At 59.9% G+C, this 13,406-nt stretch carries 11 protein-coding genes; 7 read left to right on the forward strand and 4 right to left on the reverse strand.

What is annotated here, in order from left to right; genetic code table 11:
• Positions 1-607 precede the first annotated feature (607 nt).
• Positions 608-1,255, reverse strand: a complete 648-nt coding sequence (locus ASD31_RS12430; protein WP_056333758.1) for a MarC family protein — start codon at positions 1,253-1,255, stop codon at positions 608-610.
• A gap of 488 nt (positions 1,256-1,743) precedes the next feature.
• Here ASD31_RS12430 and ASD31_RS12435 point away from each other — a divergent pair, with 488 nt between their 5' ends.
• Positions 1,744-3,135: a DUF3300 domain-containing protein gene (locus ASD31_RS12435; RefSeq protein ID WP_244483838.1), complete on the forward strand. Its 1,392-nt coding sequence runs from the start codon at positions 1,744-1,746 to the stop codon at positions 3,133-3,135.
• A 24-nt stretch (positions 3,136-3,159) separates the two neighbouring features.
• Positions 3,160-4,125 (forward strand): DUF2950 family protein, encoded by a 966-nt coding sequence (locus ASD31_RS12440; protein ID WP_082520555.1) that lies wholly within the window; start codon positions 3,160-3,162, stop codon positions 4,123-4,125.
• Positions 4,126-4,247: 122 nt separating this feature from the next.
• Here the strand turns inward: ASD31_RS12440 and ASD31_RS12445 are convergent, their stop codons facing one another.
• Both ASD31_RS12445 and ASD31_RS12450 read right to left on the reverse strand, forming a co-directional pair.
• Positions 4,248-5,150, reverse strand: coding sequence for a proline iminopeptidase-family hydrolase (locus ASD31_RS12445; protein ID WP_056333764.1), 903 nt, complete (start codon positions 5,148-5,150; stop codon positions 4,248-4,250).
• Between the two features lie 72 nt (positions 5,151-5,222).
• Entirely contained in the window at positions 5,223-5,999 is a 777-nt protein-coding gene (locus ASD31_RS12450) for a helix-turn-helix transcriptional regulator (protein WP_056333767.1), read from the reverse strand.
• A gap of 139 nt (positions 6,000-6,138) precedes the next feature.
• Here ASD31_RS12450 and ASD31_RS12455 point away from each other — a divergent pair, with 139 nt between their 5' ends.
• The 5 genes from ASD31_RS12455 to ASD31_RS12475 are packed head-to-tail and all read left to right on the forward strand — an operon-like array spanning position 6,139 to position 12,095.
• Entirely contained in the window at positions 6,139-7,029 is an 891-nt protein-coding gene (locus ASD31_RS12455) for a proline iminopeptidase-family hydrolase (protein ID WP_056333770.1), read from the forward strand.
• 51 nt (positions 7,030-7,080) lie between these two features.
• Complete coding sequence (locus ASD31_RS12460) at positions 7,081-8,019, forward strand: ABC transporter permease (protein ID WP_056333772.1); 939 nt, start codon at positions 7,081-7,083, stop codon at positions 8,017-8,019.
• Positions 8,016-8,870, forward strand: a complete 855-nt coding sequence (locus ASD31_RS12465; RefSeq protein ID WP_056333775.1) for an ABC transporter permease — start codon at positions 8,016-8,018, stop codon at positions 8,868-8,870. Before ASD31_RS12460 ends, ASD31_RS12465 begins: the two co-directional genes overlap by 4 nt.
• On the forward strand, positions 8,867-10,546 hold the full coding sequence (locus ASD31_RS12470; protein WP_056333778.1) for a dipeptide ABC transporter ATP-binding protein: 1,680 nt from the start codon (positions 8,867-8,869) through the stop codon (positions 10,544-10,546). The genes ASD31_RS12465 and ASD31_RS12470 overlap by 4 nt, the downstream gene beginning before the upstream one ends.
• Before the next feature lie 34 nt (positions 10,547-10,580).
• Positions 10,581-12,095 (forward strand): ABC transporter substrate-binding protein, encoded by a 1,515-nt coding sequence (locus ASD31_RS12475; RefSeq protein ID WP_056333781.1) that lies wholly within the window; start codon positions 10,581-10,583, stop codon positions 12,093-12,095.
• Positions 12,096-12,144: 49 nt separating this feature from the next.
• Here the strand turns inward: ASD31_RS12475 and ASD31_RS12480 are convergent, their stop codons facing one another.
• A complete protein-coding gene (locus ASD31_RS12480; protein ID WP_056333786.1) occupies positions 12,145-13,167 on the reverse strand; it encodes a LacI family DNA-binding transcriptional regulator in 1,023 nt (340 codons plus the stop codon).
• Positions 13,168-13,406: the final 239 nt, after the last annotated feature.

Genomic DNA, 13,406 nt, shown 5'->3' on the forward strand with positions numbered 1-13,406 from the left:
TTTGAAGCCCATTGTTTTGCGGGAGGATTACCGCCTTTTTCGAACGGCCAAAGCCTCCTATGGCTTAGCGGAAATTGCAATGTTGGGTCGGAATAAGGCTGAAAATTTGCAAGTTTCCGTGCAGCCGAGCTCCCAATAATAATCGTAAACCCCTGCCTCGTCATAGGCAGGTTTTTTGCGTTCAAGGACACTGTGCGACGGAACCGTAGTCCGCCCGGAATGCGCCTTCGACAAACGCTCCTCTGCGAGAGACGCCCGGCTCTTCCCCCGGAAACCGCTATCCGCATGGCAGTCAGCGGTTTGGCCATGCTCGTGGAGGCGGGGGCCGGGAGACAGGCGCCGGTCATCGCGATCGCCACCATTATTGTCAAACTGAACAGGACTGCGACATCGCTGGCTCGTTAGAAACGCGACACTTGCTCCGACAACCCGCCCCACCTGACCGGCTGGGATGCAGCTATGGCGTCCTCGCCGGATATCTTCCGGCTGCCGTGTCGCATCGAGCCGGTTTGTGGACGTGTGACCGGGCAGTTCCTCGACTTCAGCTTGTACCGGTTCGGGTCAGGAAACAACGACGCTGGCGGGCTTTTTGGGCCAGAGCCGCCCGTCAGTGTGCAGCGTTCGTGGTGATGATTCCCATATTGGCAAGTCCCGTCACGAAAAGCTGGACGGCAACCGCTGTCAGGAGAATTCCGAAAACGACTTCCGAGATCACGAGGCTCGCCGGCCTCATGCGCTTTGCCAGGACGTCGATATTGGTGAAGATCAGATAGTCGAATGCAGCAACGAGCAGGACCAGGCCGATGACGAGTATCGCGCTGGCCACGGAGACGACTGCACCAGATGCGATGATCAGCACGGTAATGCCAACGGGATTGAGCAGGTAGGGAACGGCCAGGGGGAAAACCGCGATCTTCGCATGATCGACCGGTATCCCAAGATCTTCCGCAGGTTTCTCGGTGGGGCCTGCCGCCATCTTGAGGGCAAGCAGGGCCAGCACGATGCCGCCCGCCACCGCCACCGCGCCGCCCGTAATATGCAACAGCCGCATGAGCGCTCCGCCGGCAGCGAAGAGGACCAGAGCCGTCACCGTCGCCGTCAAGACCATCTGGCGGCCGATCTTCGCCTTGGTTTCGGCGTCAAACTTGTGGGTCATTTCAAGGAAGGGGACGAGTGCGATCTTCGGTCCCATGCCGATAAGCAGGAGAAGGAGCATCTTTGCTACCAGGCCAGTATCGATGACCGAAAAATCCATGAAAAACTTCCCCCTTAAATATCGCCCGTGGCGCTGTGAATATTGACCGGACAATCGAGAATGGCAACCGGAGATGCTCGCGGATACAACCTCGACCCACCGAGATATGGGCGATCCCAAAAGAAATGTTTTCTTCCCAGGCTTCTGCTTAGGCAATTTTCCATGCAGCCGCCATTGCTTTCAAAAAGTTTTCTTTCGCGGCGGCGGCTCAGTGAACAATAGCACCCTAGAGATTAACCAACCTGCTGGACGCATTTCGGATGCCCCAGTACCTTCTTGTTGTCCGCGATCTTTTTCGGCATTCTATTCTTTGCCATTCCGATTTTCCTTCCTGGCCGTGAACGCACGGTATATCGTTCGCCGCGAGAGTCCATCGCCGATCAAACCAAATACTGATCAAGTCCGTTTGTTATGGGGCAACTACAGGGATTCAAGTGATGCAATTCCACGGATTTTCGACCTATTTGCGCTCTTTTTGTACAGTCTTCATGGTGTTGGCAATTGGTTTTGGGGCTGGTGTAGCTGGGCCGGCCCGGGCGCAGCAGCAGGTTTCTGCGGCGGCTCCCAGTGGAGACCCCGCGGATGAAGCGCCCAACCTCCTGACCGAAGATGAACTCGGGGTGCTGGTGGCGCGCATCGCGCTTTATCCGGACGAACTGGTGGCGCTGGTGTCTTCCGCTTCGCTTTACCCGCTGCAGACCATCGAGGCGCAGCGCTTCCTGGAGCAGAAGAAGAAGGACAAGGAAGCCACGCCCAAGGATAATTGGGATGACAGCATCATCTCGCTGCTCAACTATCCCGACATCGTCAAGATGATGAGCGACGACCTCGACTGGACCCAGGCGCTCGGCAGTGCGCTTGCCTACCAGCAAAAGGACGTGCTGATCGCCATCCAGAACCTGCGCGACAAGGCCGTGGCCAATGGCGTCATCAAGACGGACGATAAGGTCAAGGTCGAGACCCAGGGCGAGAATGTCGTGATCCAGGCCGCGAACCCGGAAATGATCTACGTTCCGAAATACGAGCCGGAAATGCTTTACGAGCCGGGCTACGTCCAGGCGCCGATCACCTATTACGTCGAGCCCTATCCGAACTACTACTATCCTTCGGCACCATATTTCGCCGCCGCGATAACCGGCGCTGCCATCTGGGCCGCGGTGATCGACTGGGACGACGGGGGTGTCTGGGGCGGCCGCTGGAACGGCGATGTCGATATCGATTGCAACAAATGCTTCAACGACATCGATATCGACCGCGACAAGTTCAAGATGAACGATGTCGACTGGAAAAACATCGACCGTTCGAAGATCAAGTTCGATAAGAACCAGATTGCCAATATCGACCGCAACCAGTTCAAGAACGAGTTCAAGGCGAACCGCGGCAACAATATCGCCAATCGCGCAAAGGATGTACGCCGTAGCGATGGCGACCGCATGGCCAGCAAGCCGAAGGTGACGGTGGACGATGTCCGCAAGAGCAAGGTCGAAGCCAATCGTCAACGTGCTGACCGGGATCGAGCGGCCAATGCCAACCGTAACGCCGGCAACAAGGCGGGCCAGGCAGCGGCAGCGCGAAAGGATGGTGGCAAGGCGGCCGCCAATCGTCCGGCAGCGAACAACAAGAAGGTTTCCAACAAGGGCAAAAACGTCAGCCGCAAGGCTACCAAGCCGAAACCGGGTTCGCAGGTCAACCGGAAATCCGGCAATCGTTCCGCTGTTGGAAACGTGAACAACAGGCGCCAGACGCAGATGGCTTCCAATCGGGGCCGCCAATCGATGAATGCGGGCGGGCAGCGCCGGCAACAGTCGATGGGTGGCAATCGCGGCGGTGGGCGGCAGATTCATCGTGGCGGCGGCGGACGCGGCGGTCGTGGTCGGTAACAGAGAGCTGGACAGGAGTTGACGATGATGAACATGGCACGTGAAAGACTGATGCTCTCCGTTTTTGGATCGATACTTCTCGGTGGAATAGTGCTGGCGGGGCCTGCTCATGCAGCGAACGAGGACAATGATCCGCCGCTTGAGGAATATATGTCCGCGGACAATCCGCCCGAGTTCGATACGCCCGATCAGGCGATGGAGGCTTTCAAATCCTCCGTTAGCGGCGGCGATTTCGACAAATTGGCGCAGTTGCTCGGACTGGATGCGGCGAAAGCCAAGGCGAGCGATGGCGCGACCGGCAATTATGCGGCGATCCAGGCCGGTGTGAAGCAAAAGCTCGCCCTCAAGGACCAGGACGAGGGCAAGGTGCTGGAAATCGGCAACCAGCTTTGGCCCTTGCCATTCCCGCTGGTGAAGACGGAAGGCGGAAAATGGGTGTTCGACACCTATGCCGGGCTCGAGGAAATAGCAGACCGACGCGTTGGCGAAAACGAAATCTCGACCATCGATACGGTGCGGGCCTATGTAGATGCGCAGGAAGATTATGCCTCCGAAGATCGGGACGGCGACGGTGTGCGGGAATATGCCCAGAAGCTTATCAGCAGCGATGGACAACATGACGGGCTCTATTGGCCATCCGAGCAGGGAGATGGCGGGGACAGTCCCGCCGGTCCGGCGCTGGTCGATGGCAGTGCGCTTGAAAAGGCCAGGGCCGGGTATGGCTATAACGGCTATCGCTATCGGATCCTTACCGGGCAGGGGGAGAATATAGCCGGCGGCAAGTTTGATTATATCATCAACGGCAACATGCTTGCAGGCTTCGGGCTGGTTGCCTGGCCGGTGAAATACGGGATCACCGGCGTCAAGACCTTCGTCGTCAACAGGGGCGGCATCGTCTACGAGGCGGACCTTGGAGATCAGACCTCCAAGGTCGCCGACGGTATCCGCACCTTCAATCCCGGAGACCGGTGGGACGTCGTGAAGGAGTAACGACGGGCGCAATACGGGGAGGAGAAGATCGCTGATCTCCGCCCCTCTATTTGGCTAGATGTGTCGCAGTGTGCCAATTCGCCGGCCCTGGTCGTATCGGTAATGTCGCAGGGGATCAGCATTCAGTCGAATTCGGCGAGGAAATCGGAGACCGTTTTCAGGCAGAGCTGCTTTTCCTCGACATGCGGCATGTGGCTCGATTCCTCGAAGACGACCCAGCGGCAGCCCGGTACGTTTTCGACATAGGGCCGCACGACCAGTGGGGTGGCCTCATCGTAGCGGCCGGAAACCAGGAGCGTCGGTGCAACGATTTTGCGCAGGCGCTCCTCGATCGTCCAATCCTTCATCGTGCCGATGACATGGAATTCGGTCGGTCCGTTCATGTTGCGATAGACAGTATTGTCCTCGTCCATGATGGCGAAGGTGCGCGCGACCTCCGGCGGCCATGGCACGGTGCGACAGACGTGCCGTTCGTAGAAGACCATCGAGGCGGCGATGTATTCCGGGTCGGTCAGGCTCCCGGCCTCCTCATGACGCAGAAGCGTCGCCTGCACGTCGGCCGGCAGTTCGGCCCTCAGCCGGTTCGCCTCGGCGAGCCAGGTGCGCATATTGGCCGGCGAGTTGGCGATCACCAGCGCCTTCAGGCCGGGTGGGCGGCGCACCGCATGTTCGGCGCCCAGCATGCCACCCCAGGACTGGCCGAGAAACGCGTAGCGCTCTCGAATTCCCAGATGATCCAGGAGGGCGTCGAGCTCATCAAGGAAGAGGGACACGGTCCAGAAGTCCTGGCCCTTGTCCGGAAGGCGGGTCGAATTTCCGTTGCCGAGCTGGTCGTAGTGAATGACGGCGCGGCCGTCGAGCGCTGCGATATCCTTGAACGAATCAACATAATCGTGCGTGCAGCCCGGTCCGCCATGGGCGACGACGAGAGGCAGCCGCCCGGAGGACAGCGAGCCTGTAACCCGGTACCATGTCCGGTAGCCACGAAACGGAAGATATCCTTCACGGGACGCAATATCGACCATGCCCAATCTCCTTGCCCTGCTGCATTCGGGGCGACAATAACGAGGCGCGGCAGAGCGTGGCAGCTATCAAGACTAATAGGGTAGGGTGCCCTCGAGGAGACGGCATTGCGCGGCTCGGACGACGGCCTGTGTCCTGTTCTTGGCGCCGAGCTTGCGGGTGGCGGACTTGATATGCAGGACGACGGTCGGCACGGAGCGGTCGATGATGCGGGAAATCTCCTTGGCGGAGAGCCCCTGCGAGGAATAGGAAAGGCATTGCCGCTCCCGCTCGGTCAGGCGCACGCCCGACATATTAAGCACCGCGTCGTCGAAGAGCTCGTAAGCCGCCTCGTTAAACACCTGGGCGAGCAGGGCGAAGTCGGCAATGACGTGCATGGCGTCACGCTCGAATTCCCGCCGGACACCGTACCGCACGCCTGTCACGGTCGCATAGTCGCCGCGCGGCATATGTACCGGAACGGTAACTCCAGCCAGCATGTCATGCTCGCGCAGGTAATCGCATACGGGCTTGGTGTCGTCCGTCATGAAACGGCTGATCCTGGTCTTTGCACCCGGATCGTAATTCCAGAAGAAGGGCACGGAGGTTCGCATCGCCAGGCGCTGCACGGGATCGATGCGGAAATATTCGCGGTTGCACCAGTGGTCGTGCATGTCGCCGGACACGTTGCGCAGCTTGAGCAGGGAAGGAATCTCGACCTCGCCGTCGATGATGCAGGCTCTTGGCGTGTAATCGTAGATCAGCGCTTCGAAGCCCATTGAACGCATCGCGCCAAAGGCTTCGTCGATCCTGCCGTCGAGCGTTTCCCGGGCAGAGAAACGCTCCGCTATCACACTTAGTTCGTCAAGCATGCCAGCACTCTCCCCAGCACTCCGATGTGTCGGTCGAGCGGGCACCCTATCACTTCTTATAGCTGGTGCGCAGGGTGCGATGCGATAAAATTCGCCGTGCTCAAAAAATGATCAGGTCAATTCGAAGGTATGGCGCAGCATGTGGCGTGAGATCGCTCCGGACAAAAAAATCGAGGTCGAAGTCGATGGTTTCAAGGTCGTCGCCTATAGTTTCGGCGAGGGCGACGAGACGATATTCTGTCTCAATGGTGGTCCCGGCCTGCCCTGCGATTATCTGCGCGACGCGCATTCGTGCCTGATCGACAAGGGATATCGCGTCGTCGCCTTCGACCAGCTTGGAACCGGTGCGTCGGATCGGCCGACGGATGCCGGTCTCTGGACGATCGACCGTTATGTGGAGGAAACGGAGACTGTCCGCCGGAAACTTGGTCTCGGCAAGGTCCATCTGCTTGGCCATTCCTGGGGTGGATGGCTGGCGATCGACTATGCGTTGAAATATCGCGACAATCTCAAGTCGCTCATCCTCGAAGACACAGTCGCCGACATGCCGCATCTGGTTTCGGAGCTGGAGCGGCTGCGCGCGGCACTCGGATCGGAGACCGTTGCCATGATGCAGAAGCATGAGGCGGCGGGAACGATCGATCATCCAGAATATATGGCGGCCATCACGATCCTGAATTATCGCCATGTCTGCCGGTTGCCGGATTGGCCGGCGCCGGTGCGCCGTTCGCTCGACGACTGGAACATGGGGCCATACGTGACCATGCAGGGGCCGAACGAGTTTCTCTACACCGGAAACCTGAAGGACTGGAATCGCATTCCGGACCTGCCTGGCCTCGATCTGCCGGTGCTGATCACCGTCGGCGAGCACGATGAACTGACGCCCGCCTGTGCAATGCGCATGAAGAACGCGCTTCCGGACGCTAAATTGCACGTTTTCCGCAATGCCAGCCATATGCCGTTTTATGAAAACCCCGAAGCCTATTATGCTGCATTGACAGATTTCCTGGCCGTGCACAGGTCGTCGTGATGGTGACCGAGCGGCATCGTAAACTGCAAGAGAGGGGCGACCGCCGAGCCAATGCATCGCTATAAGTTCGTACTCTACCGGCCGCTGCAACTGCTGCCGGTCCTCCTGGGCATCAGCATCATCACCTTCGTGCTGGTACGCCTCATTCCGGGCGATCCGGCGCGCGTGATCCTCGGAACGCGGGCGACGCCGACGGCGCTTGCGCGTATCCGTGAACAATATGGCCTCGATGAACCGATCTGGCTGCAATATTTCTACTTTATCGAGAACATCGGGCACGGTGAAATGGGCAAGTCGATCCTGTACAAGATCGATGTCCTGCGCCTGATCGCCACGCGCGTCGAGCCGACCTTGATGCTCGTGCTTGTCAGCGTCCTCCTGTCCCTGCTGATTGCGCTGCCGCTATCGGCGATCGCCGCGCGCCGGCAGGGCGGTTGGCCCGATCATGCCGTGCGGGTCGTTTCGACGATGGGCATCGGCTTTCCGCCGTTCTGGCTTGGGCTGATGCTGATCATCTTTTTCAGCGTGCAACTCGATCTCTTTCCCGTCTCCGGCTATGGCAGAACATTCACCGAGAAACTGTGGCATCTGGCCTTGCCGAGCCTGACGATCGCGCTCTCTCTTTCAGCCGTCGTGACGCGCAGCCTGCGGGCTGCGATGATCCAGTCCCTGCGGTCCGATGTCGCGACGGCGGCGCGGGCGCGCGGCATGCCGGAAAGCATCGTCTTCTGGCGCCATGTGCTGCCGAATTCCATCGTTCCGACCGTCAACCTGCTCGCCGTCAATATCGGCTGGCTGATCGGCGGCAGCGTTGTCGTCGAGAGTGTGTTTGCCTTGCCGGGCATGGGACAGTTGCTGGTAAGAGGGATATTTTCACGCGACTACATGGTGGTGCAGGGCGTGGCCATGGTCTTTGCCTGCGCCACCGTGCTGGTGAACTTCCTCGCCGATATCATCACCGTCGCCCTCGATCCGCGGGTGAAGCTATGAGTGCGTCGGCCACGCGCCTTTCCTTCACGCCAGGGCTCAGCCGCTGGCTCGGGCGGCATCTCTCCCTTGCCGTCGGCGCCGGGTTGCTGGCGCTCTTTTTCCTCGTGGCGTTGGCAGCCCCGTTGATCGCACCCTACGATCCCGTGGTGCAGATGGCCGACATGCGCTTGCAGCCGCCGTCGTTCGGCCACCTCTTCGGCACGGACAATTTCGGCCGCGATATCTTCTCCCGCGTGATATGGGGCGCGCGGATCGATCTCCAGATCGCCTTTATCGGCGTCGTCTTTCCCTTCATCATCGGAACGCTTGTCGGCACAATCGCCGGTTTCTTCGGCGGGATCGTCGATGCCATTTTCATGCGCATCATCGACATCATCCTGGCCTTTCCTTTCCTCGTGCTGATGCTCTCCATCATCGCCATTCTCGGTCCCGGGCTGACGAGTTTCTATATCGCCATGGCCCTGGTTGGCTGGGTGTCCTATGCGCGCCTGGTGCGGGCGCAGATTCTTGTGCTGAAGAATGCCGATTATGCCGTCGCCGCCATCAGCCTTGGCTTCAGTCGCACGCGCATCATGTTTCGCCACCTCTTGCCCAACGCGGTCGCGGGATCGCTGGTTTTCGTGATGTCGGATGCGGTTCTCGTGCTGCTCAACGGTGCCGCGATCAGCTATCTCGGCCTCGGCGTGCAACCGCCGACGGCCGAATGGGGCATCATGGTTGCCGAAGGCCAGCCCTTCGTCACCACGGCCTGGTGGATCACGCTCTTTCCGGGACTGTCGATCGTCTGCCTTGCCTTTGCCTTCAGCCTGCTTGGCGATGCGCTCGGCGATATGCTGGGGGTCCAGGAATGACGGCGCCGCTCCTTTCCGTTCGTGATCTCGTGGTGAATTTCCATGGCGAAACGCCGCCGCGCAGGCTGATCGACCGGGTCTCGTTCGATCTGGCCGAGGGCGAAATCCTCGGGCTGGTGGGTGAAAGCGGCTCAGGCAAGAGCTTGCTCTGCCGTGCCATCATGCGCCTCCTGCCGACGCGCGAGCTATCCATAGACGGCGGCTCCGTCATGTTTGCGGATCGCGATCTTGTCAGGGCCAGCCCGGCCGATATGTTGTCCGTGCGAGGCAGCGAGATCGGCATGATCTTCCAGAATCCGACGAGCCATCTTGATCCGGTCATGAAGATCGGTGAGCAGATTGCGCAAGGCATCCGCTTCCATCAGGGAGCAAGCGCGCGCGATGCGCGAGCGGCGGCGGTCGAAATGCTGGCGCAGGTCGGGTTTCCCGATCCCTCGCGGCAATTTGACAATTATCCGCACGAGCTTTCGGGGGGCATGCGCCAGCGCGCGATGATCGCCGCCGCCTTGTCCTGCCGCCCGAAAATCCTGATTGCCGACGAGCCTACGACAGCGCTGGACGTGACGATCCAGGCGCAAATCCTGGAGCTTCTGCTTGGGCTTCGCGATCGGCTTGGCCTGGCGATCATCCTGATCACCCATGACCTCGGCATCGTCGCGCAGACCTGCGACAGGATCGCCGTGATGCGCGACGGCAGGCTGGTGGAGCAGGGCGAGAAAAGGCAGATACTCGCCGCGCCACGACATGATTACACGCGCATGCTGATCGGCAGTCACCCGTCGCTGCCGGCGGAAGGGCCGTCAAATGCTCCGGCGGACGATCTGCAGACCGCCGGAGCAGCCCAGCCGATCCTGGAGGTCAATGACCTCCATGTGACCTTCGATGCCGGTGGGTCCGTCTTCACGGGAGGGCGAAGAAAGATCAGCGCCGTCAAGGGCGTCAACCTTCGGATCATGCCGGGCGAAACGGTCGGCATCGTGGGTGAATCCGGCAGCGGAAAGAGCACGCTCGCCCGCGCCATTCTCGGCCTCACGCCCCTGTCGGCCGGCCATGTCATCTTCGGCGGAACGGACCTTGCGGGACAGCCGCGCCAGGCGCTCGCCAAACTCCGGCGCGAGACGGCCATGGTGTTCCAGGATCCGCTCAACGCGCTCAATCCGCGGCTGACCATCGGCGAGACGCTGGGGGAAGTGCTGAGGGTTCACGGCATGCCGCGTGAAGACGTTCCGCGCCGTATCGACGAGCTTCTGGACCTCGTGCATCTCGACCGGGAATTTGCCGGCCGCAAGCCGCGCAGCATGAGCGGCGGCCAGTGCCAGCGGGCCGGCATCGCCCGCGCGCTGGCGGTCAATCCGCGTCTCGTCATCGCCGACGAATGCGTGGCGGCGCTCGACGTGACGATACAGAAACAGATCGTCGATCTTTTCGCCGAGTTGAAGGCGCGCATGGACCTGACGCTGCTCTTCATCGCCCACGATCTTGCGATCGTGCGCAATCTCTGTGAGCGCGTTCTCGTCATGCACCGAGGCGAGGTGGTGGAGGAGGGGACTTCAGCCAGCGTCTTTTCCCGCCCGCGAATGCCTTACACGGCTGCGCTGATCGGCGCGGTTCCCGATATCGATCCGGACAAGAAACTTCTGGCGCCCAAGTCCGAACCGGCGCCGGCTGCTGCATGAACGAAGCCTGAAACAACAAAAAGGGGACTATCAGATGCTAAGCAAATGGATGAAAATCGGCCTGGTCAGCGTGATGACTTCACTTTCCGTCGGCGCGGGTATTGCCGAAGCCGCCGGGGTGCTCACCATCGGGCGCCGGGAGGACTCCTCGACCTTCGACCCGATCAAGACGGCCCAGAATATCGATTTCTGGGTCTTTTCAAATGTCTACGACGTGCTGGTGCGCGTCGACAAGACCGGAACGAAGCTGGAGCCGGGCCTTGCCGAAAGCTGGACGATCTCCGACGACGGACTGACCTATACGTTCACGATGCGTGATGCGAAATTCTCGGATGGCAACGCGATCACGGCGGAAGATGCCGCCTTCAGCCTGTTGCGCATCCGCGACGACGAGGGCTCGCTGTGGAGCGATTCCTACAAGGTTATCGAAACAGCGCAGGCGAGCGATCCCAAGACGCTGGTGATCAAGCTTTCCGGCCCCTCCGCACCGTTCCTGTCCACGCTCGCAATGCCCGGTGCCTCGATCATCTCAAAGGCTGGCCTGGAATCGATCGGCGCCGAAGCCTATGCCGAAAGCCCGATCGCATCGGGCGCCTTCACGGTGAAGGAATGGCGCCGCGGTGACCGAGTCATTCTGGAAAAGAATCCGAATTTCTGGGAGGCGGATCGCGTCTCGCTTGACGGCGTCGAATGGATTTCCGTTCCCGACGACAACACACGCATGCTGAACGTGCAGGCAGGCCAACTCGACGCGGCGATCTTCGTGCCCTTCTCGCGCGTCGCGGAGTTGCAAAAGGACGAAAACCTGACGGTGCATCTGGATACCTCGACCCGTGAGGATCATCTGCTGATGAACCACGAGCATGGCGAACTCGCCAGGAAAGAGGTCCGTGAGGCGCTGGACTACGCGATAGACAAGAAGGCCATCATTGACACGGTGACCTTCGGTTTCGGTGACGTCGCCTATTCCTTCATTCCGAAGGGCGCGCTTTACCATTATGCCGACAATCTCCAGCGCCCCTATGATCCGGAAAAGGCCAAGGCGCTTCTTGCCGAGGCAGGCGTCAGCGGCCTGACGCTGAACTACCTGGTCAATGCCGGCAACGAGGTCGACGAGCAGATTGCCGTGCTCCTGCAGCAGCAGTTGCAGAAGGCTGATATCACCGTGAACCTGCAGAAGATGGACCCGAGCCAGACCTGGGATATGCTGGTCGCGGGCGACTACGACCTGTCGGTCATGTATTGGACGAACGACATTCTCGATCCCGACCAGAAGACGACTTTCGTCGTCGGCCATGATTCCAACATGAATTACATGACCCGCTACAAGAACGACAAGGTCAAGGATCTCGTCGCGGCTGCGCGCCTGGAGATGGATCCGGCCAAGCGCGAGCAGATGTATGTGGACATCCAGAAGATGGCCAAGGACGACGTGCACTGGATCGATCTCTACTACAGCCCGTTCATCAACGTCTCGCGCAAGAATGTCGAGAATTTCTACCAGAACCCGCTCGGCCGCTTCTTCCTCGAGGATGTCGTCAAGAACTGATCGGGTAAAGAGCATTCGGCTGATGAGGACGGCGGCGTGAGAGCGCCGCCTATCCGATCTTCGTATCGAAAATCGGCGGCACTTCGATCAGCGGGGATGTGGCGTGCCCGTCGTCGATGATCTTGAAGACGGACTGGAGCATTCCCCCGACGTCCTGGCGAACCATCTCGATATTATCCCCCAGCAATGCGACGAAGGGATCCCAGTCGAAGCAGCCGATGATCGGCGGCTTGCCGTCGAAATGATGCGAGGCCTTGATCCAGCGCATCACGCCTTCCAGCGATATCGTCGAATTGACGAACATGCCTCTGGGAAGCGTATGTTCGGTATCGGCAAGCGCCTGCAGGGCACCGACGGCCTTCTCCGGTGCATAGCCGCATGTGAGAATGTGGTTTTCATCGACGGATATGCCCAGGTCCTCATGGGCCCGCCTGAACCCGCGAACACGTTCCGCGGTGTTGTGGTCGGAGGCTCGCCCGCCTACGAACAGCAGGGGAGACAGGCTTCCGATCTCCCGCTGGCAGTTGCGCAATGTGCGCTGCGTCAATTCCCTTGCTCCGGCAAAATTGTCGGAAATGATCGAGGGCGCCTTTGAGCCGGGCAGATCGAGATTGAGACTGTGGGCGCCGGCTGCGAGACAGATATCGGTGATACGATCGGGATCGGTCGCGCCCGTCGAGATGAGCCATTCGACCTGATAGGACAGCATGGTGCGCGCGGCTTCCAGTTCCAGTTCGGGATCGCGAAGCGTACAGGTGATGATCGGAAAGAGGCCGCGTTCGCGGGCCATGATCTCGAATGTCTCGACGATCGAGCCGAAATAGCGGTTGTCGTATTTCGGAACGATCATGCCGACGATCTTGGATTTTTCACGCCGCAGGAGGCTCGCCTGCATGTTCACGGCGTAACCCTGCTCTTCGGCAATGCGCGTGATTTTCTCGGCAAGCTTGATGCTGATCCGGCGCTTTTTCCAGTTGCCGTTCAACACGGCGCTCACGGCACTGGCTGAGGTGCCCGCCAGTTCGGCGAGATCGTAGATCGTCGTCTTCTTCGTCGGTTTCTGCTGAATCACTGATTTCTCCCGTTGACGCCAACTTGACATCAAAGAGCAAAAGCGGCAATCTTGCTTCATCGATTGAGCAACGGTGCTCAATCGATGAATTTGGTTGACTGTGGAGGGTCAGTCGGGAGGGTGTTCGCCCAGAAGCCACGGAGAGCGAGGACGTCGGGACGTTCGGCGGCGATCGTAAGAATGCGCGCGTTGAAAAACGCGCAGCGCTGATGGCGGCGAGGCGAACAGACATCCGGAAC

Source organism: Rhizobium sp. Root482 (genome assembly GCF_001426565.1).
GTDB lineage: Bacteria > Pseudomonadota > Alphaproteobacteria > Rhizobiales > Rhizobiaceae > Pararhizobium.